The sequence below is a fragment of the Sphingobacterium chuzhouense genome (assembly GCF_014692525.1).
GTDB lineage: Bacteria > Bacteroidota > Bacteroidia > Sphingobacteriales > Sphingobacteriaceae > Sphingobacterium > Sphingobacterium chuzhouense.
Genome location: NZ_JACNYL010000001.1, coordinates 1,481,275 through 1,501,408, shown reverse-complemented (window position 1 = coordinate 1,501,408; position 20,134 = coordinate 1,481,275). Strand labels below are relative to the sequence as shown.

Annotated in this window: 18 protein-coding genes; 8 read left to right on the top strand and 10 right to left on the bottom strand. The window is 40.1% G+C overall.

What is annotated here, in order from left to right; genetic code table 11:
* The first annotated feature begins 6 nt into the window (after positions 1-6).
* Positions 7-1,155: a glycerate kinase family protein gene (locus H8B21_RS05835; RefSeq protein ID WP_190312805.1), complete on the top strand. Its 1,149-nt coding sequence runs from the start codon at positions 7-9 to the stop codon at positions 1,153-1,155.
* On the opposite strand, the gene H8B21_RS05830 is transcribed toward H8B21_RS05835, so the two are convergent.
* Positions 1,152-1,925, bottom strand: a complete 774-nt coding sequence (locus tag H8B21_RS05830; RefSeq protein ID WP_190312804.1) for a segregation and condensation protein A — start codon at positions 1,923-1,925, stop codon at positions 1,152-1,154. The two genes, H8B21_RS05835 and H8B21_RS05830, sit on opposite strands and share 4 nt — an antisense overlap.
* Before the next feature lie 203 nt (positions 1,926-2,128).
* Between H8B21_RS05830 and dxs the strand changes: the two genes are divergently transcribed.
* Positions 2,129-4,057 carry a 1-deoxy-D-xylulose-5-phosphate synthase gene (dxs, locus tag H8B21_RS05825; RefSeq protein ID WP_190312803.1) on the top strand — a complete coding sequence of 643 codons (1,929 nt, stop codon included), beginning with the start codon at positions 2,129-2,131 and terminating at the stop codon, positions 4,055-4,057.
* A 328-nt stretch (positions 4,058-4,385) separates the two neighbouring features.
* A complete protein-coding gene (gene dnaA, locus H8B21_RS05820; RefSeq protein WP_148918052.1) occupies positions 4,386-5,813 on the top strand; it encodes a chromosomal replication initiator protein DnaA in 1,428 nt (475 codons plus the stop codon).
* A 97-nt stretch (positions 5,814-5,910) separates the two neighbouring features.
* Here dnaA and H8B21_RS05815 read toward each other — a convergent pair whose 3' ends face one another.
* From H8B21_RS05815 to H8B21_RS05795, 5 genes are all read right to left on the bottom strand, one after another.
* Positions 5,911-6,363, bottom strand: coding sequence for a hypothetical protein (locus H8B21_RS05815; RefSeq protein ID WP_190312802.1), 453 nt, complete (start codon positions 6,361-6,363; stop codon positions 5,911-5,913).
* 313 nt (positions 6,364-6,676) lie between these two features.
* The gene (lpxK, locus tag H8B21_RS05810) at positions 6,677-7,708 is read right to left on the bottom strand and encodes a tetraacyldisaccharide 4'-kinase (RefSeq protein WP_190312801.1); all 1,032 of its coding nucleotides are present in this window, start codon (positions 7,706-7,708) and stop codon (positions 6,677-6,679) included.
* Positions 7,708-8,172, bottom strand: a complete 465-nt coding sequence (locus tag H8B21_RS05805) for a gliding motility lipoprotein GldH (RefSeq protein WP_190312800.1) — start codon at positions 8,170-8,172, stop codon at positions 7,708-7,710. Before H8B21_RS05805 ends, lpxK begins: the two co-directional genes overlap by 1 nt.
* Before the next feature lie 16 nt (positions 8,173-8,188).
* Entirely contained in the window at positions 8,189-9,523 is a 1,335-nt protein-coding gene (locus tag H8B21_RS05800; RefSeq protein WP_190312799.1) for a PSP1 domain-containing protein, read from the bottom strand.
* Positions 9,524-9,534: 11 nt separating this feature from the next.
* Positions 9,535-10,677: a DNA polymerase III subunit gene (locus tag H8B21_RS05795; protein ID WP_190312798.1), complete on the bottom strand. Its 1,143-nt coding sequence runs from the start codon at positions 10,675-10,677 to the stop codon at positions 9,535-9,537.
* A 122-nt stretch (positions 10,678-10,799) separates the two neighbouring features.
* On the opposite strand from H8B21_RS05795, the gene dnaN reads away from it, so the two are divergent.
* From dnaN to nadD, 5 genes are read left to right on the top strand one after another with little or no spacing between them, the layout of a single operon-like run.
* Complete coding sequence (dnaN, locus tag H8B21_RS05790) at positions 10,800-11,921, top strand: DNA polymerase III subunit beta (RefSeq protein WP_190312797.1); 1,122 nt, start codon at positions 10,800-10,802, stop codon at positions 11,919-11,921.
* Positions 11,922-11,931: 10 nt separating this feature from the next.
* Positions 11,932-12,600: a DedA family protein gene (locus tag H8B21_RS05785; protein ID WP_190312796.1), complete on the top strand. Its 669-nt coding sequence runs from the start codon at positions 11,932-11,934 to the stop codon at positions 12,598-12,600.
* Positions 12,601-12,625: 25 nt separating this feature from the next.
* Entirely contained in the window at positions 12,626-13,501 is an 876-nt protein-coding gene (locus tag H8B21_RS05780; protein ID WP_190312795.1) for a YicC/YloC family endoribonuclease, read from the top strand.
* 3 nt (positions 13,502-13,504) lie between these two features.
* On the top strand, positions 13,505-14,074 hold the full coding sequence (gene gmk, locus H8B21_RS05775) for a guanylate kinase (protein ID WP_190312794.1): 570 nt from the start codon (positions 13,505-13,507) through the stop codon (positions 14,072-14,074).
* Complete coding sequence (gene nadD, locus H8B21_RS05770) at positions 14,074-14,658, top strand: nicotinate (nicotinamide) nucleotide adenylyltransferase (protein WP_190312793.1); 585 nt, start codon at positions 14,074-14,076, stop codon at positions 14,656-14,658. The genes gmk and nadD overlap by 1 nt, the downstream gene beginning before the upstream one ends.
* Before the next feature lie 13 nt (positions 14,659-14,671).
* On the opposite strand, the gene H8B21_RS05765 is transcribed toward nadD, so the two are convergent.
* From H8B21_RS05765 to H8B21_RS05750, 4 genes are all read right to left on the bottom strand, one after another.
* Positions 14,672-16,855 (bottom strand): ATP-binding protein, encoded by a 2,184-nt coding sequence (locus H8B21_RS05765; protein WP_190312792.1) that lies wholly within the window; start codon positions 16,853-16,855, stop codon positions 14,672-14,674.
* A gap of 138 nt (positions 16,856-16,993) precedes the next feature.
* Positions 16,994-17,611: a hypothetical protein gene (locus H8B21_RS05760; RefSeq protein ID WP_190312791.1), complete on the bottom strand. Its 618-nt coding sequence runs from the start codon at positions 17,609-17,611 to the stop codon at positions 16,994-16,996.
* 609 nt (positions 17,612-18,220) lie between these two features.
* Positions 18,221-18,991 (bottom strand): SDR family oxidoreductase, encoded by a 771-nt coding sequence (locus H8B21_RS05755; RefSeq protein WP_190312790.1) that lies wholly within the window; start codon positions 18,989-18,991, stop codon positions 18,221-18,223.
* Between the two features lie 9 nt (positions 18,992-19,000).
* Positions 19,001-20,128, bottom strand: a complete 1,128-nt coding sequence (locus H8B21_RS05750; RefSeq protein ID WP_190312789.1) for a DUF4861 family protein — start codon at positions 20,126-20,128, stop codon at positions 19,001-19,003.
* Between the last annotated feature and the right edge of the window lie 6 nt (positions 20,129-20,134).

Below are 20,134 nucleotides of genomic sequence, written 5' to 3'. Positions count from 1 at the left end.
CCTCCTATGTTACATCTTCTTATTGCCCCAAATGCTTTTAAACATAGTCTGGACGCTCGACAGGTTGCAGAGGCTTTAGGCGAAGGTTTTTCCCAGAGCCGACTAGACTGTCGTACAACGCTGTTTCCTATTGGTGACGGAGGTGACGGTACATGTAAACTTTTGCATGAAAAATTAGGAGGGATGTTAGTCACAAAGACTGTTTTGGGGCCATTAGGAACGCCTGTTGAAGCGTCATATAGTCTGGTAGAAGGTGGGAAAACTGCTATAATTGAAATGGCTGATGCATCGGGTATCCGTTTGATAAAAGAAGAAGAACGAAATCCGCTTCAAGCAAGTAGTAAAGGCACTGGTCAATTAATCCTGCATGCGCTGGAACACCATAAGGTAAACCAAATTATTTTAGGGATGGGAGGCTCTGCTACGGTAGATGGTGGATGCGGTATGCTTCATGCTCTTGGTGTACGTTTTTTTGATAAGAAAGGAAAGGAACTTGACCCAATTCCCGAGCAATTGCAATATCTAGAACGTATCGACACAAGTGGGCTGGACAAAAGCATAGTAGATAGTGACATTAAGATTCTTTGTGATGTAGAAAATCGTCTTCTCGGAGAGGAAGGGGCGGCGAACGTTTTCGGGCCTCAAAAGGGAGCTTCTCAAGAACAAGTGAAGGTTTTAGATAATTTTCTGCATCGATTAAGTGATATTGTTTTACAAACTACGGGAAAAAATATGGCAGATATCGTTTCCGGCGGTACAGCAGGGGGTGCAGCTGCCGGCATGTACGCTCTAGCAGACGCGCAATTGGTAAATGGGATAGCTTATTTCTTGCAAAAGACGGGTTTTGAAGATGTAATAAAAAAAGCTAATTGGCTTATTACAGGTGAAGGAAGTCTCGATGAACAGACGCTCTCGGGCAAGGCTCCGGCAGGTGTGGCTTTATTAGCTAAGAAATATGCAATTCCGACGGTGGGTATAGCAGGAAGAGTACCATTGGAACCTTCATCTGCTTTATTAGAGATGTTTGATGTGCTGCTACCTATTAGTCACGAAGCCATGCCGCTGGCAGAGGCACTTGCAAATACCGAACAGAATCTTCGTCGTACCGCTGAAGCTCTAGGAAATATACTGGCCTGTAACAATAAAAATAACTAGGCTACATATTCGGACTCGTAACAAAGTTCTTCTTTTTTTCCGATTGAAAAATTATTGAATCCTAGCCCTATTTCTATTTCTAATAAACGTTGTTGAAGCATCTCCAGGATCGCTAAGAAATTGAATACAAGTTGTACTTTGTTCTCGGAACTTTTAATAATTTGTTGGAAATCCAGCTTTTTATTCATTTCTATCAATTGTGCAATTGCCTTTTTCTGCTGTTCGATAGTATATGGAAATTTTACAACCGTATGGGTAACTTCTTGGGCACGATGGGTAAAGTTAAACATTAATTTTTCGTATACCATCAAGAGTTTATATAGGTTGAACGAAGATAACTCTTCCTCCGTTGTATCGGTATATCTCGCGATCTTATTGTCCTTGACTATATTCCCGCGAGTGTGTAATCTTGTTCGATTTTCTTCCAATACACGTAACTCTTCGCACACCTCCTTGAATTGCTTGTAAAGAATAAGCTTTTGGGTTAGTTCTTTCTTCAGGTCAATTTCATTTTCCGCGTCATCCAGCTCTGGCCGAGGCAAAAGCATTTTTGCCTTGATACGCATCAATGTAGAGGCTACAAATATAAATTCACTAGCAAGCTCTATATTCAAGGACTGCATTTTCTGAATATAGTCTAAAAAATCATCTGTTATTTTAGAGATAGGAATGTCATGGATGTTCAATTCATCCCTTTCGATAAAGAAAAGTAACAGGTCGAAAGGACCTTCAAATTGCTCTAGTTTGATTTCGTAACCTGCTGTTTGCATAGCTTGTTCAAAAATAAAGAATTGTATGCTAAAGCTACTTTATATTTTATCCACAATTGAAATTCTATTAACAATACATCGCTATTGTTTATATCCCTGCATTATTTCATTTTTAACAGGAATAAACTTTTATTTGCTTTTATTGTTCTGTAGTTTAGGGAATAAGTTATTAAGTTTGTAACTTATTTTATATAATTGAAAACATGCAAGTAGAGGCAGGTCCACTATTACAACAAATAAATTATCCTTCAGACCTCAGGAAGTTGAAACCAAGTGAGTTGGAAGAGGTCTGCCGTGAATTGAGACAATTCATTATCGATATTGTTTCCGTGAACGGGGGGCATTTTGCAGCTAGCTTGGGCGTGGTGGAATTAACCGTCGCGCTACACTACGTATTGAATACACCTTACGATCAAATTATTTTCGATGTAGGGCATCAAGCATATGGGCATAAGATATTAACCGGGAGAAAAGAGACCTTTCATACTAATCGGATTCTGGGTGGAATATCAGGTTTTCCAAAAAGAAGCGAAAGCGAATACGACGCTTTTGGCGTAGGACATTCTTCTACATCTATTTCCGCTGCATTGGGGATGGCCGTTGCTTCGGAATATAAAGGAGAGAAAGATAGACAACATGTTGCCGTAATCGGAGACGGAGCGTTAACTGGTGGGATGGCCTTTGAGGCTTTAAATCATGCGGGGATTGAGAAATCGAACTTGCTGGTTATACTCAATGATAACTGTATGTCTATTGATCCCAATGTGGGGGCGATGAAAGAGTACTTGACTAGTATTACAACATCTAGAAGCTATAATAAATTTCGGGATGACCTGATTGCTGTATTAGCTAAAATTTCGAAGAATGGCCCCGACGCCTATGGATGGGCAAAGAAATTGGAGCAAAGCATTAAAGGGACATTACTGAAGAATGCAAATCTATTCGAGTCACTGAATTTCCGTTATTTTGGACCTGTAGATGGACATGATGTAACGAAATTGGCGAAAACCATAGAAGATCTTAAACATATCCCCGGGCCAAAATTATTGCATGCCGTGACCGTGAAAGGCAAAGGGTATGCATTAGCCGAGAAGGATCAAACGAAATGGCACGCCCCAGGTTTATTTGATAAAATCACGGGAGAGATTAAGAAATCGGTTTTAGATAAACCGCAACCACCGAAATATCAAGACGTTTTTGGCTATACGTTAGTAGAGTTAGCAGAAGCCAATGATAAAATTATGGGGATTACGCCAGCAATGCCTTCCGGGTCATCGTTAAACATTATGATGAAAGCTATGCCGAATCGCGCTTTTGATGTAGGTATAGCTGAGCAACATGCAGTAACGTTTAGCGCGGGTTTGGCTACACAGGGATTAATACCTTTTTGTAATATTTATTCTTCGTTCATGCAGCGCGCTTATGATCAAGTCATCCATGATGTGGCATTGCAAAATTTGAATGTTGTCTTTTGTCTGGATCGTGCCGGAATTGTTGGAGCCGATGGTCCAACACATCATGGAGCATACGATATTGTGTATATGCGCTGTATCCCCAATTTGATTGTTTCTGCCCCGATGAACGAGGAAGAACTTCGAAATCTGATGTATACGGCACAATTACCGGATATGGGTCCATTTGTTATTCGCTATCCACGTGGTAATGGAGTAACGGTGGATTGGAAACGTCCGTTCGTCAAACTCGAAATAGGCAAAGGCCGTAAATTGCATGACGGAGAAGAGGTAGCTATTTTAAGTTTCGGTGCTATTGGAAATGAAGCAGCGAAAGCCGTCCAAGCGTTAAATGAGGAAGGTATTTACCCTGCACATTATGATTTACGGTTTGTTAAACCGTTGGACAAAGAATTGTTGCATGAGGTATTTAAAAAATTTAACAAGATTATTACGGTGGAGGATGGCAGTATTATGGGAGGAGTTGGTTCTGCCGTATTGGAATTTATGGCAGAACACGGCTATGAAGCGAAATTGGTTCGTTTAGGAATTCCCGATGATATCATCGAACACGGCGAACAGGCAGAGCTTTGGAAAATTTGTGGATATGATGCAACATCTATCGCAAAGCAAGTTAAAAAATTGACCACAGGAATAAAAACAGATACAATGGTATCTTAGTGGAATGGTATATACCTAAATATTCCCTATATTTATAAACGAAAAAAGCCTAATAGTTTTCCACATTAAAGGAGGTTTTGCGTTTTTCAGATACAGAAGCAGCGTTTTTTAAAAGTCAAAAATCTGGATGTTGAAAAAATATTTTTAATGATTGTTTTGTCTATAAAAAACCGCATTTTTTTATTTAAAGAATTAATAGTTAGGAGTTTGCGTTTTTTTTGATTTTTTAGTTTTTTTGGTCGTTTTTTTTTGTCATCTTCGTCTTAAGAGAAAGTTTTAAACAATTTTTTTGTCAAATATTGGTTTTCAAGTTATTAACAATTTAAGAATGGAAAAAACGTGTACAAGTGTTTGGAATAGCTGTCTTCAGATCATCAAAGACAATATACCTGCGCAAAGTTTTAAGACCTGGTTTGAGCCTGTTAAAGCAGTAGGTTTAAATGGGAACGTTTTGACTATTCAAGTACCTTCGGTATTTTTTTACGAGTGGTTGGAGGAACACTATGTTGGTATTCTGCGTAAAACGATTAAGAAATTCTTGGGTGAGCAAGGACGTTTGGAATATAATATTATCGTGGATAAATCTTCCGCCAATACACCTTATACCACCAATATCCCTTCCAACGGGAATGGTGCAGAGGGTAAAAAACAATCTATTCCCGTCCCTGTAGCTTTAAATAAGAATATTAAAAATCCTTTTGTTATTCCCGGACTAAAAAAGCTACAGGTAGATCCACAACTAAATACCCATTACACATTTGATAATTTTATTGAAGGAGAATGTAATCGATTGGCACGCTCAGCAGGTTTTGCCGTAGCAAACAAGCCAGGAGGTACTTCTTTTAATCCTTTAATGCTTTATGGAGACGTCGGTTTAGGAAAAACTCATTTGGCACAAGCTATCGGTAACGAAATTAAGAAGAACTTACCGGATAAGCTGGTCATCTATGTTTCCTGTGAAAAATTCTGTCAGCAATTCGTTGATTCGTTAAAAAATAACACGATAAACGATTTTGTGAATTTTTATCAAGCTATGGATGTGATTATTATGGACGACGTGCACAACTTCTCGGGTAAAGAAAAGACGCAAGATATCTTCTTTCATATTTTCAATCATTTGCACCAGTCTGGCAAACAGATTATTTTAACGTCAGACAAGGCTCCTAAAGATTTATCCGGCCTAGAAGAACGTTTATTAAGTCGTTTCAAATGGGGGTTGTCTGCAGATATTCAGATTCCGGATCTAGAAACCCGAATGGCTATCTTGAAGAAAAAAATGTATTCTGATGGTATTGAATTACCAGAAAACGTTGTCGAATTTGTTGCTACACAGATTGACAACAGCGTGCGGGAGTTAGAAGGTGCCATGGTTTCCCTTTTAGCTCAATCTACATTGAACAAAAAAGAAATCGACCTGAACTTGGCGAAATCCATGTTAAAAAACTTTGTGAAAAATACACACAAGGAAATTTCAATGGAATATATCCAGAAACTGGTCTGTGAGTATTTTGAAGTACCGGTTGAGATGGTAAAATCGAAAGTTCGAAAGCGGGAGATTGTACAGGCTCGCCAAATCTCTATGTATTTAGCAAAAAACCACACAAAATCCTCTTTGAAATCGATTGGAAACTTTTTCGGCGGACGTGATCATTCTACCGTGATCTATGCCTGCCAAACAGTAGAAGATTTAATTGAAACAGATAAGAAGTTTAAAACGTATGTTCAGGATATCCAGAAGAAACTGAAATCGTCTTAAAAAAGAAAATGTGTATTATTATTTAAGTTTATTGGAATGTAAAAAATGCGAGACCGATTAAGGTTTCGCATTTTTTTGTGAATTAATAATCCTTTATCTATTGACCCATCGGTTGCTGTGGTTCCGGTTGTTGTGGCTCCATCGGCTGCTCTGGTTGGGTTGGTTGCTCCGGTTGTGTCGGAGGTGTGATAGGAGTAGCAGGTGTAGGTGTTTCTTTTCTAGGACGTTCAGATATCACCCGGTCATATAATGCTTTTTGCTCATCAGACAATTTTTCCTTGATTTGTGCGTCTGTCGTCTCCTGCAGTCTATTCTTTGCCTCTGCTAATGCTTCTGGCGACTGTGAAGCATTTGCTTTTAATGCTTGTTTTGCTTTTGCATGTTCCAAAACGATATCATAGATAGAAGTTTGCTGCTCATCTGTCAATGTTAATTTCTCTGTTAATTTTGTTACTTTTTCTTTTGCTTTGTCTTCCGGATTTGCATCCTGGGCAAATGTTAACGTCAGCGCGAATAATAAGCTGATCCCGGTTAAAAATAATTTTTTCATGATATTATATTTTAATTGTTAAACCACTACAATGGTGTTGTTTCTATTATATAACTCATTATAGTACAGTATTGTTGCATGTAGTGTATCAAATGTGTTACATTTTAACATTTATTAACGGCATTCCAGTATAAATACGGCTCAATCAGGTGCTAATACCCAAGTTACCTTGCGTAAAATCCAGTAACCAGGTCCGCAATCATCTCTGATAACCGCGTCGCAGTCGGCAATCCTTAATACAGCGTCTGTCTACTAGTGGATAACAGGATAGGCGATCTTTTAGAGACCGTACTAAGCTAGCCAATCTTTAATGTTAAGAAGAGAATGCACGCTTTACAATAGCATCAAACGTATTTGCTTGATTAAATAAGAATTCTTGCTCTATAGGCAGGAAATATAGGGGATGTTGGGCTATGAACGAAGATGGTAGCCTTTGCATATCTTTTTCAGTTGTGATAATAACTTTTTGAGATGTGCCGATATGTTGAAAGGTTTGGCTTATGTTATCAAGATCATCCTTTGAAAAATTATGATGATCACGAAAAGATAAATGGATAATTCTTTTAAATTGCGGTCCTAGGTGGGATAATAATGGTTGAGGTTTAGCAATACCTGTTATGACTACTGCGACGGTATCATTAAGTTGCGTACTATCCAATACTAAACCATTTGTTGTCTGTAGCTTTTGATAGGCTATTTTAGTATAAAATAAGGATACTTGTGTATGTTTTCGAAGCCTCGATTCTATGGAGAACTTCACTTGTGCGGGAATTTCTTGCGGACATTTGGTAATGACGATTACGTTAGCGCGTTTACAACCATGTAGCAGTTCCCTAAAATTTCCAGTTGGTAACGGAATAATGGGATGTTGTAATGATTCATAGTCAAGTAGCAGTATAGAAAAGCTCGGGCGTAACTTCCGATGTTGGTAGGCATCATCCAAGAGTACGGCGTCGATTTGATCTTGAATTTGTTGAATACCATACACGCGGTCTTCACACACGGTCACCAGCGCGTCTGGAAACTTACGTTTTATCTGGAGCGGTTCATCTCCCACAAGTCTAGCAGAGTCACGCACCTCTACATACCGGAATCCTTTGGTTTTCCGCCCGTATCCCCTGCTAAGAACAGCTACGTTTAAATGAGGTTTAATTAGGCGAAGCACGTATTCTGTCATCGGACTTTTTCCCGTGCCCCCCACCGACAGATTTCCAATAATTATCACGGGAAAATGAAAAGATGTACTGTTACAAAGTTGGTTATCGTAAGCCCAGTTTCGAAGCAGTACAACCGCTGCATATAAAATGGAAAACGGAAAAAGTAACCAACGAATGAACCTAACCATTACTTTTTAATAATTTTTAAACCAATATCCGTAATATTCGATATTGGATTTTCCTGCATATTTTGTTCGATCTCAAAGGTATAGATACCTGTATCCGGAAAAACATGGTTTTCTTTCAGAAGAAGTTTGTTCTCATATAGATTACCCGCGTTTTTTCCGATCCAGCGCCCATCTGGAGTGGATAGTTTGAGTTCGTATCTGTAGGAGCTGTCTTTTAGCTGCGGTCCGGTTTCGTGAGAGAGGAAGAACAAATTGGCAAAATCATATTCTCCGGTGTGCCTAATATAGATCCATACGTCGTATCGCGCATCATTTTCGTGTATATGCACTTGAAATGCTTGCTTCTCATGATGGTGCCATCGTCTGTTAACTGTCGATTTATAAACATCATAAAAAGGCTGGTTGGCACAAGCTAGTGTGAAAAATAACAGACTAAACCCGACAACCTTTTTATGTAATTTCATATTTGAAAACAACCGTTTAGCTATCGCCTTTATTATTATTTGGCGTTTTATTCCTGTTTTTACCCTTATTTCTGTTAAGCCGTCTTTTGGGCTTGTTCCCGTTGGCATTTTCTTCGTTAGAGATAACGACTTTTTTTTCTTTTGTCTCTACTTTCTTTAACTCTGCAATTTTGTTTCCGCTTGCGTTTGTTTCTTTTTTGTTTTTCGGCTTCTTCTTTTTTCGTTTCTTATTTTTTTCGTCTAAGCGTGTTAAAGAGTCTTGGCCCACCACATTTTCGTAGTCGTAGGAAGCAGGTTTTTCTATTTCTTCCACCGGCTCCTGATGGATCTTCAGATCTTGTGATTTGCGTCCATCTTTATTCATTTCAGCATATTCGCGCACCATATTGACGTCCAAAGGAATCCAGCTTTCTGCTCCCGGATAAGAATACCACATAATTCTTTTAAAAATATCCGTCTTCTGCAAGAAGGCAGTTCCTGCTTCGGTATCCAGTCGATCGACGTTGGTAGGAATATCCTTTAATGCATCCATATAACTATCAAGCTCGTAGTTAAGGCAACATTTTAATTTACCACATTGCCCTGCAAGCTTAAGCGTATTCAACGAAAGGTTTTGATATCTCGCTGCTGCGGTAGAGACGGTTTTAAAATCTGTTAGCCAAGTAGAACAGCAAAGCTCCCGTCCACATGAACCGATACCGCCCAAACGGCTGGCCTCCTGTCGCATCCCGATCTGCCGCATTTCGATACGGATACGGAACGCTTCTGCCATACGCTTGATCAGTTCCCTAAAGTCCACACGCCCCTCTGCAGTATAGTAGAAGGTTGCTTTAGTTTTGTCTCCTTGATAATCGACATCAGAAATCTTCATAGACAAGCCCAGGTCCAAGGCAAGTTTTCTAGCCCGGTGCATTGTCTCCCACTCCAGCTCTTTTGCTGCATTATATTTCTGTACGTCTGCGTCCGTGGGTTTCCGGTATATTTTTTTGACAACCGTTTCTGGTTTTACATTATTTTTCTTTAACTGTAAACGTACCAATTCACCGGTTAACGATACATGTCCGACATCATATCCTCCAGTAGAAGGTTCAACGACGACCATTTCACCCATTTCAAGATAAAGGTTGTCCGTATTGATGTAGAAATCCTTACGTGACCCTTTGAATCGCACTTCTACTATATTGAATGGTTTATAGTTTGCCGGCAGATCCATGTCGGAAAGCCAGTCGTATACATCTAGTTTATTACATCCGCTGGTCATGCAGGAGCCGTTATTTTGGCATCCTGCAGGTGTTTTTCCGGTAGAACCACTACCGCACCCACCTCCGGATGAGCAATTGCCACATCCCATATTCTTTCCTTTTATATATATTGAGTCCCTTGTGGGAACGTTTGATATTTAAATATTAAAACTAATTGCAAAGATAAATCTAAAAATAAAATTTTAGGATTAGCATTACGTTCTACTTTATAATGTGTTTTTTCAAGTAAATCAATAGCAGCTTCCAACTGCTCCCTTTTAAAATTGTCACCGAACTTTTGGACAAAATCTAGCTCCTCGCCCTGTAAAAGCACTAATTGTGATAGACCCGTTTGTATCAATAGAACCTGACGGAACACATTAATAGCGTAAAGTAAAAAATTTTTTTGGTTTTCACGCCCTAGCTTAGGAAAATCCTCCTCACAGAAACGGATAATATTCAAACCCGAATCGGTTACAACGAATCTTAACCAATGGATGAGCAAATCAAAATAGGGATTCGTATTCTCCTCTAGGAGATCTATAGCCGTCTGTACATTTCCATCGGCTATAAAGGCAATTTCGTTTGCCCGTTCTTCTGAGATTGCTTTTTCTTCTATCAGATATTGCTTAATATCATGATGTGAAAGTTTCGGGATTTTCACCAGCTGTGTACGCGATATGATGGTGTTCAATATCCTGTCTTGATTTTCCGATACGAGAAGGAACAGTGTTTTTTCGGGCGGTTCTTCAATTAGTTTCAATAACGCGTTTCCCTGTGTATTGAGGTATTCGGGAAGCCACATTACCAACACTTTGTATTCGGCTTCAAATGCTTTCAAGCTGAGTTTTTTGATGATGTCGTGTGCCTCAGCGATATTGATGTTTGCCTGCTTGTTTCCTGCTTCAAGCTGATGACGCCAATAATCCAACCCCATGTAAGGATTATCCAGAAAAGCGGTGCGCCATTCTTCCAAATAAGTAGTAGCGACGTCTTTTTCCCCACTAGCAAAAAACGGATAGGAAAAATGAAGGTCAGGATGGATCAACTTTTGATATTTCCGACAGGAGCTACAGGTACCACAGCTATCATTTTCAGACTTTTGTTCACAGTTGATGTATTGTGCGTAAGCGACAGCCAGCGCCAAGCTTCCCGATCCTTCCGGACCGAGAAATAGTTGCGCATGGCTTACCCGGTTGTCTTTTACGGTATGAGCCAAGTGCGCTTTGAGGGTATAATGACCTATAATATCCTTAAACTGCATGTCTTTTAACCTTACAAAGGTACTAATTAATTAATTTGCGATAAGAATTAACACGCATTCAGTTTATAAAATATAGATTCTTTTGTGTAATATTGCATATAAAAATCTATAAAATTCAGGAAATGAGATTTATTGTATCCACGTCAATTTTATTAAAACAACTACAATCAATTAGCGGAGCTTCGAGCAGCAGCACGGTGCTACCTATTCTTGAAAACTTTCTGTTTGAAATTAAAGATAACCTGTTGACCATTTCGGCTACGGATTTGCAGACGAGTATGGTAACATCTTTGCAGATCGAAGCAAAGGAAGAAGGACGAGTGGCGATGCCCTCTAAAATCTTGATAGAAACATTAAAGACCCTTCCTGATCAACCCGTGGCATTTTCTGTGGATACCAATACATTGGCTATTGAGATTAGTGCGGGCGATGGAAAATATAAATTGAGCGGAGAAAATGCTGATGATTTTCCAAAAATTCCGGTAGTTGATAATGTTTCTACCGTAGCGTTAAATGCAGCTATTCTTTCAGAAGCCATTAACAAAACGCTTTTTGCAGTAAGCAATGACGAATTGCGCCCGGCAATGTCAGGTGTGCTCGTGCAATTGGCAGAACAAAGCATTACCTTCGTGTCTACAGATGCACATAAACTAGTCCGTTACCGCCGCACGGATGTAAGCTCAGAAAAGCCGACATCCTTCATTTTACCTAAAAAGGCATTAACGCTGTTGAAATCTTCGCTTCCATCTGATGACACCATTGTTTCTATAGAATATAATAACACAAATGCGTTTTTCCAATTCGGAAATATTCATTTGATATGTCGGCTTATTGATGAGCGCTACCCAGACTATGAAGCTGTAATCCCTCAAGTCAATCCGAATAAACTTACGGTAGATCGGCTGTTATTTTTGAACACCCTTCGTCGCGTGGTTATCTTCGCGAATAAAACAACCCATCAAGTTAGGCTAAAGATTTCGGGAAGCGAGCTTCATATCTCGGCCGAAGACTTAGACTTTTCGAATGAAGCACACGAACGTTTAAATTGCCAATTTGAAGGCGAGGATATGGAAATTGGATTTAATGCTAAATTTCTAGTGGAAATGTTGAGCAACTTAAATTCAAGTGAAGTCGTGATTGAAATGAGTACGCCAAATAGAGCTGGATTATTGATTCCTGCTGTAAAAGAAGACAACGAAGATATTTTGATGTTGGTGATGCCGGTTATGTTGAACAATATCTAATCTAGTCATTTTGGAAGTAGTATATTCTTTAATAGATTTTGTGCTCCATATCGATAAGCACCTTGTGGAGATTGTGAATGATTATCAGACTTGGACATACCTTATCCTATTCTTGATTATTTTTATAGAAACGGGCGTTGTGGTTATGCCTTTTTTACCAGGCGACTCCCTCTTGTTCGCTGCCGGCATGTTGGCCGCACAGCCCAACGAATTGAATGTATGGATTATGATCGCCCTTCTGTTGATTGCCGCCATTGCTGGAGATTCGATGAACTATTCTATCGGAAGGCGCTTTGGCATGGAGATCACCAAGTTTAAGTTGTTTGGAAAACGTGTTGTAAAAGACGAACAGATAGAAAAAACACATTCTTTTTATGAAAAATATGGAAGTAAAACGATTGTCATTGCGCGCTTTGTTCCTATTGTGCGGACGCTGGCTCCATTTGTGGGAGGAATCGGCAGAATGCATTATGGTACGTTTCTAACGTATAATGTCGTTGGTGGTTTTTTATGGGTAGTGGGTATCACCTTGGCAGGTTACTTTTTAGGCAATATTCCGATTATTCGGGATAACTTCTCAAAAGTAGTGCTCTTAATCATATTCATCTCCATTTTACCCATTATTTTTGAAGTCGTTAGAGAAAAGATAAACAGTAAAAAAGTAAAAAAGGAAGCATAAGCTTCCTTTTTTCATACCTTTGCGTATGATAAAATCTATGACAGGGTACGGTATAGGCAGCCATGAAAATGGAACGGTCAAATATACAGTCGAATTGAAATCCCTGAACTCCAAATTTCTTGAACTTAGCTTGCGTTTACCGAAAGTTGTTTCTGACCGGGAGCTGGCGCTTCGCACCGAAGCCAGTAAGCTGATCGAACGAGGTAAGGTGAACATCACCGTATCGGTTGAATATGTTGATCAAACAGCGAAAGCTTCTAGTATCAATGCGGCACTTTTAAAGCAATATTATAAGCAACTACAAGAAATAGCGGAGGAAATCGGAGAAACAAACGCATCTATTTTTGAGATGGCACTAACGATGCCGGAGGTTGTAAATGCCAACGAAGATGCGGTAGATGAAGAAGAAGGCAAGGTATTGATGGCGGCTTTCTATGCAGCGATTTCACACTTTACAAAATTCCGGCAGGATGAAGGTGACGTTTTAAAGAAAGATTTGGAAAGTCGTGTACATTTGATTCTTTCGTATCTGTCGCAAGTGGAAGAAGTGGACGGAAACCGTATTCCGTTGATACGGGAGCGTTTAAGCCACTATCTAGACGAAGCGGTTGGAAAGGAAAATGTAGACATGAACCGCTTTGAACAAGAAATTATCTATTATATAGATAAGCTGGATCTTACGGAAGAAAAAGTTCGTTTAAAAAGTCATTGTAATTACTTTATTCAAGCATTAAATGCAAGCGATTCCAATGGTAAGAAATTGGGTTTTATTTCTCAGGAAATGGGTCGGGAAATCAACACTTTAGGATCTAAAGCGAATGATGCCAATATTCAACAGATTGTCGTCCGGATGAAAGAGGAATTGGAAAAGATAAAGGAACAGCTACTTAACGTGTTATAAAAAATGAGTGGAAAACTTATCATATTCTCGGCTCCTTCTGGCGCGGGGAAAACGACTATCGTAAGGCGGCTATTATCAAATCATGGAGATAAGATTGCGTTTTCTATTTCTGCTAGTACGCGGGAACCTCGAACGGGAGAGATAAATGGAAAAGATTACTATTTCATTTCCAAAGAAGATTTTCTGCACAAAATAGCGAAACAGGAGTTTATCGAATTCGAGGAGGTATATAGCGGGACTTTTTATGGAACATTGAGAACGGAAGTAGAGCGTATCTGGGCGATGGGAAAGTCGGTTATTTTCGATATTGATGTGGTGGGCGGCCTACGTCTGAAATCTAAATATCCCGAAGAAGCTTTAGCTATCTTTGTGAACCCTCCGTCGTTGGACGTACTGAAAGAGCGTTTGAGAGGTCGGGGAACGGACTCAGAAGAGAAATTGCAAGAACGTTTTGCTAAAGCCGAGGTGGAATTGAGCTACGCAGATAAATTTGATGTGGTATTAAACAATTTTGATTTGGAAACTGCGTGTGCAGAAGCAGAAGAGTTGGTTTTGAATTTTTTGAATAAGTAATGGCAAACAAAAAGATTGGCTTATTCTTTGGCTCTTTCAATCCTATACATATTGGACACCTAATTATTGCCAATTACATGGCAAATTATACCGCGCTTGATGAGGTATGGTTTGTAGTATCACCTCAAAACCCTTTTAAGGAAAAGAAGAACTTAGGAAATATGTACGACCGTCTGGAGATGGTCAATCTTGCTATCGAAGGGGCCGAAAAGCTACGAGTATCTGATATTGAATTTTCTTTACCCCAACCCTCATACACCATCGATACACTGATCCATTTGGCAGAAAAATACCCCACAAGGGAGTTTTCCTTGATTATGGGGGAGGATAACCTCGCCAGTTTTCATAAGTGGAAAAATGCGGATATTATTCTTCGTGATTACCGAATTGTTATCTATCCAAGACCGGGTTATGATGGGGGAGAGCTTAAAAAGCATCCATCTATTACAGTAACAGAAACGCCGGTTATGGAGTTATCTTCTACGTTTGTACGCCAAGCTGTAAAAGCAGGGAAGAGTATACAGTTTTATGTACCCGATAAGGTTATTGATTTTATTGATAAAAAAGGGCTTTATCTGCGTTAACGAAGCTGTTCCTTTATCGAGGCCGAACAAAATCCACCCGAAACAATGTGCCTTTGCCGAGTTCGCTTTCCACAGCGATGGTTGCATTTAGTCTATTGACAATTCTCTTCACAATAGATAAACCTACCCCGGATCCTTCATAACCAGTAGAATTTGGCATACGCAGAAAAATCTCAAAAATATCATTGTTACTTTTCAAGTCCATCCCAATGCCATTGTCTTCAATAAAATAGGATATATAAGCATCATTAATCCTGCTATAGACTTTCACGTAAGGTTGCTGTTCCTTCCCACTGTATTTTATGGCATTGCCGATTAAATTTAAGAATAGCTGAAAAAGCAGCGTTCTTTCGGCTAAAACAGGATAGACTTCCCCAAGTTCAAAATGTAGGTGGTGTACGCCATGTTCCTGTTTGGCTGTTTCTACAATAGATAGAATGTGTGCTGTTGGGTCAATGAGATAGGGTCTCAACGCAACCGAACCTGTGGCTGCAAATTCTTCGTGCATCTTCTCCATCATTTCAGACATCAACTGCACGGCATCCAAAATATTGGTACTACATCGTTTCAAAAACTCCTCACTTAGACCGGGTTTCATTTGAATCATTTGTGCGGAAAGCCGGATAGCAGATAGCGGGTTTTTGAGATCATGCGTCAATGTATAGCTATACGTATCCAATGTATTGTTTGCATTCACAAGTTCTTCGTTCAAACGTTGTATCTCACCAGCCTTTTTAGCTATAGATTGTTGTACCAAAAGGGCGATACGCTCTATAAACAGCAGTTCCCTTTGCTCCCATTTTAGTGACGCGCCTTCATTGATCTGTTTCCACGCTGCAAAAGAAGTACGCGGTGAAGGATAATTTTCATGTCCCGCTAGTGTGTCTGGTGTTATTTTTTCTGGTTTGCCCGCCCATATTTCTTCTACTACATGCTCTTTACGAAAAAAAAGTAATGTCCATGATGAATTTGGAATGAGATCGACTTTAATCACCCCAGGAAATAGTGTCTCTTCATTTTTCGTATCTTCCCGATATATGCATTTATTTGTGGCAAATACATTCTCCTGCTGCTGACCTAGCAATTGTTTGATTATAGTGATGTGGTGTGCCGCAGGTATTTCGCCAAATGAAAGCTTTTCCTCTTCGTTTCCAATAAACATTCCATCGGCAGCAAGTTTATTCATTAATCGGTGCGCATATTTATTGAAAGTGGCTAGTAAGTCGTTGTTGATCCAAAGTTCCTCTTTCAATTCCCCCTCTAGTTGACTCGTCATCTCGATATATTGCGTTTCTTGCTTTAGACGGGTTGAGAGGTAGTAGTTAACGGCATACTGTGTCAAGAATAGACAAGCATGTCGTTGGGCAAGGTCTACATGCTTAGGCAGTAGGTTTTGACACGTTACTAGACCCCAAAGTTCACCATCTACCACGATCGAAAAGCTAGCACTTGCACGAACTTGCGCATTGCGTAAATACTGGAGGTGTATAGGGGATAGCGCCCGAACACTACAATGGGTAAGATCTATTTCTTCTTCTTTTGATTGAACCAATGGACTAATAGGACCGTCGGTATCGGCTGTATGACGAGCTAGAAACTCTTTATATAATGCTCGCGCCTGTTTTGGAATATCAAATTCTGGATAGCGATATCCCAAAAGTGAATCCAGATTATTATTGATAGATTCAGCGATTACTTGACCGCTTTTGTCTTCTTTAAAGCGATAAATCATGACACGGTCAAATTGGATAATCTCCTTAATGAGCTGTGTGAGCGATTTCCATACGTCGCTACCCCCACGCTCGAGATGTTTAGCGTAATAATGAAGTTTCGTTTGCCTTAGGTCAAATCCATTGCTCTGTTCTATTTCGAGATACAAATTTTCTCCACAGCGATAAATACTAACATAATAATCGTGGCCATCCAGCTCTACCTTCTCTACAAAGCGATTGAATACAGGATCTGCAATCTCATCTCTAAAGTGGTGAAAATGCTCCGAGTGTTTGGGTAAAAGAAAATCCAAAAGTTCGGTTATACTCTTTCCGATGAAGTCGTGTGCTGGACGGCGCCAATGTTTCTCTACATTTTCACTCGCCGCGATACATTGTTCATTTCTGTCAAATACAAACAGATATCCAAAAGATTGGATCTTTCCACATACATGGATTCTTTCCTCGTGGCAGTCCATATGCCGCATACATTCTCTCCTTTCTAATAGTAGCCGACCAACCAACGTACAATAAGCACGTGTAATTACACTATTTTGTCGCAATAAGTTCTATGGAAAAACAAAAACGGATTGAAACGCACCCAAAACTACAAAATTTTTTTAAGTTTAAACCACGTAGCTTGATACCGTATCACTGTAGTTCGGTGTGGGATCGATGCCGATATAGGTGACACGGAATTCGTATTCCTCAAACCTATCCAAACTTTTCAGTAGGCAAGTCGATTTGGAACTGAGTTGTATCGACCAAGCCGTTTCAGTTCCTTTTTTACGAAACTCAAATTGATACATGCGGGCACCTTGCCAACGATCTACTTTGAGCTTTATCCTTGAAGATCCGACTTCTTGTGGCTTAGCCACGAGGCGAGTTGCCTTTGGTATATAGCCTGCATAGGATTCCGGGTCTTTGGATGGGACAAATCCCGCTGCTAGAATAACCGTGACATCTTTTTTTGCTACGGTATCGACGTATTTAGATAGCTCGCGGAGAAGATATACGAGTTGTTTCCGTTTTTCTTTCCGAATCTTGACTGCCCGAATGTCCCGATAAGCCGCTTCCGTGGCCGAATGGCGGAATGTAGCTAGAGCTGCTTCCACAACGGATAACGACGGTACAGGTGCCGGAAATAAGTCTTTCTCGTCCTTCATGTTTGTAACAATGTGCTCTACATATTGCATCATGGCATCATCACCTAATAAATGCGATTGTGTTGTTGGTTTTCTCATGATTTTTAAAGTTAAAGCATTAAATATTATTTTTTGATTGTTGCAACGATACAAACATAAGATATTGGTTTGGCGCCGATAGGGTAATTTTGTGACAAAAATAGGGGTACCCCGAAAAACTTTAGTCACAAAATTACCCTATGAAAAGCCTTTGTTGAGGTCAATTTTTAAGTAAAAAACAGGGTGTTTGGTGCTTTAAAGGTTGTTTTTATTCGTTTGTGAGATGAGGAATCCTAAAATAATAAACGCACAAGTTTTTTGAAAACTTGTACAACAGCGCAGCAGTATGGTACGGTTTTTTATAAAAAGTGTGTGATGCCCTAAAAAAGCTTTGCGAGTATTTTGCTTAATTAGACAATAGCGAGACGTTATTGTGCAACTATTTCTTACCGCCGCACAACGTAAAGCTGTTCCTGAAGTAAAGTCAGACGAAATAGTACGGTTGGCTTATTGCATTGCACGGTTTTATGGCTTCGTTGCGGTAAGGTAGAATGAAGTGGTACGCATGTTTTGATTTATTGTATTGCCGTTTGACACCATGGTATGGAAACAAATGGAAATGGTGCAGACATTTTATGCTGCTGCACCATACCGTATTTTTATCGTGTGTTATCTGCCCATCCAGCCACCATCGACGGTTAGGATTGTACCGTGTACATAATCCGAAGCCTTGGAGGCCAAGAATACGGCAGGACCTTTAAAGTCTTCCGGTTCACCCCAGCGTCCAGCGGGGATACGTCCGAGGATAGAGGTCGAGCGTTCCGGATCGTCACGCAGTGCTTCTGTATTATCTGTGGCGATATAACCTGGAGCGATTGCATTCACGTTCACACCTTTAGATGCCCATTCGTTGGCAAAAGCCTTTGTCAAGGAGCCGATAGCCCCTTTGGATGCAGCATAGCCCGGTACGGTAATACCACCTTGGAATGTCAGCAACGATGCGGTAAAGATAATTTTACCCGACCCGCGGGCAATCATGTCTTTTCCGATTTCTCGGGTCAGTATAAATTGGGCATTTTGATTGATTTCGATAATCTGATCCCAATATTCATCCGGGTGCTCCGCAGCGGGTTTGCGCAAGATATTACCGGCGTTATTAAACAAGATATCGATGACCGGATGATCTTTCTTGACCTGGGTGATAAATTGATAAAGAGATTCCCGGTTGGAGAAGTCACATTGATAAGCATAGAATTTGCTTCCAATAGCTTCTACAGATTGTGCAACTTTTGAGTTTTCTAACTCCAATGTCGCAGAAACACCGATAACGTCGGCACCCGCTTCAGCCAGCGCTTCAGCTAGCGCTTTTCCAATTCCGCGTTTGCAGCCTGTAACCAGGGCTACTTTTCCGGATAAATCAAATGTATTTAAGACAGACATTTTTATATTTTATTTTAGTTTAACAACTAAAGGATTATTTATTTTTTCTACTTGTTTTTCGACAAAGCCTTTCCATTCATCGGCAGACGTCACTTGTCCTGCTTTATTCCAAGAAGCACCATTGTAATATACAAAGGGTTGATTCTGCTGAATTCCTACGCTTAACAAAAATTGTGTACTGTCATTATCGATAAAGGTAGGTTGGCTTTCAGGTAGGATCAATGCTGTTCCCGTTTGACCATGTCCTTGTACATCTGGCTCCCAATAAGCTAAGCTACGGCTTGATTCGTTAAAGTCGTATTGCGGTTCGCTTTCTCCGCGTCTTGCTAATCCGACAACTACGGGTGTGCTTTGCGACTGTTGATTTTTAAGGTCTACCACCACTTTATTAAAATGTTGACCTGCGTCCAGAGATATCGTTTTGGTCAAGGAAATGGTCTCACCGTTTAGTTCCTCCGGTTCAAAGCTAAGCACGAATGTTGTTCGAAGCGGCCCATTGTCTAGTATTTGATATTCCCGATAATGCTTGGTGAAATGTATCTTGTTATCAAAGTAGGGAGCTACATCTCCTGCGCCGAGTGTTTGCCCGACAGAATAATAGTCCAACCCTTCGCCATGATCAGTATGATAATCATTTTCTTTGTACCATTTATCAATGACCAGCTCTTCGGTACGTTTTGCCCATACATCCGTTCCCTGCGCATCGTCGGGACGGCCTTCTAACGCTTTGCCGTACATACGGAAAGCAAGCACATTATTTTCCCAGGCGAAGTCGTCAAAACGCTCGGGCACAAAACGGGCATAAGTTTGTGTTTTGAAATCCGGTTTGGAATCTTGTTTTGCTACGGATAGCGTAACCTCACCTTTTGCGTCTATAGGAACTAAAATCAAAACGTTTTCAGGGGTGGTATTTCCTATTTTTTCCAGTTGATACGGAAGTTCCGTCTCGGCGTCTATCAGCTTGACCGAAAAGATAGAATCTACATCGAAATGCTTCGTAAATTCTGAATAGGGAATACTAACGAGCTCCTGGCGAGCAATATCCGTTGGATTACTTACGACGATGCCTTTCTGCTGTTCAGCGCAGCCTGCACTTAACAAAGCACAAACAAGGATCGACCATATCGTTTTCTGCATCGCTGT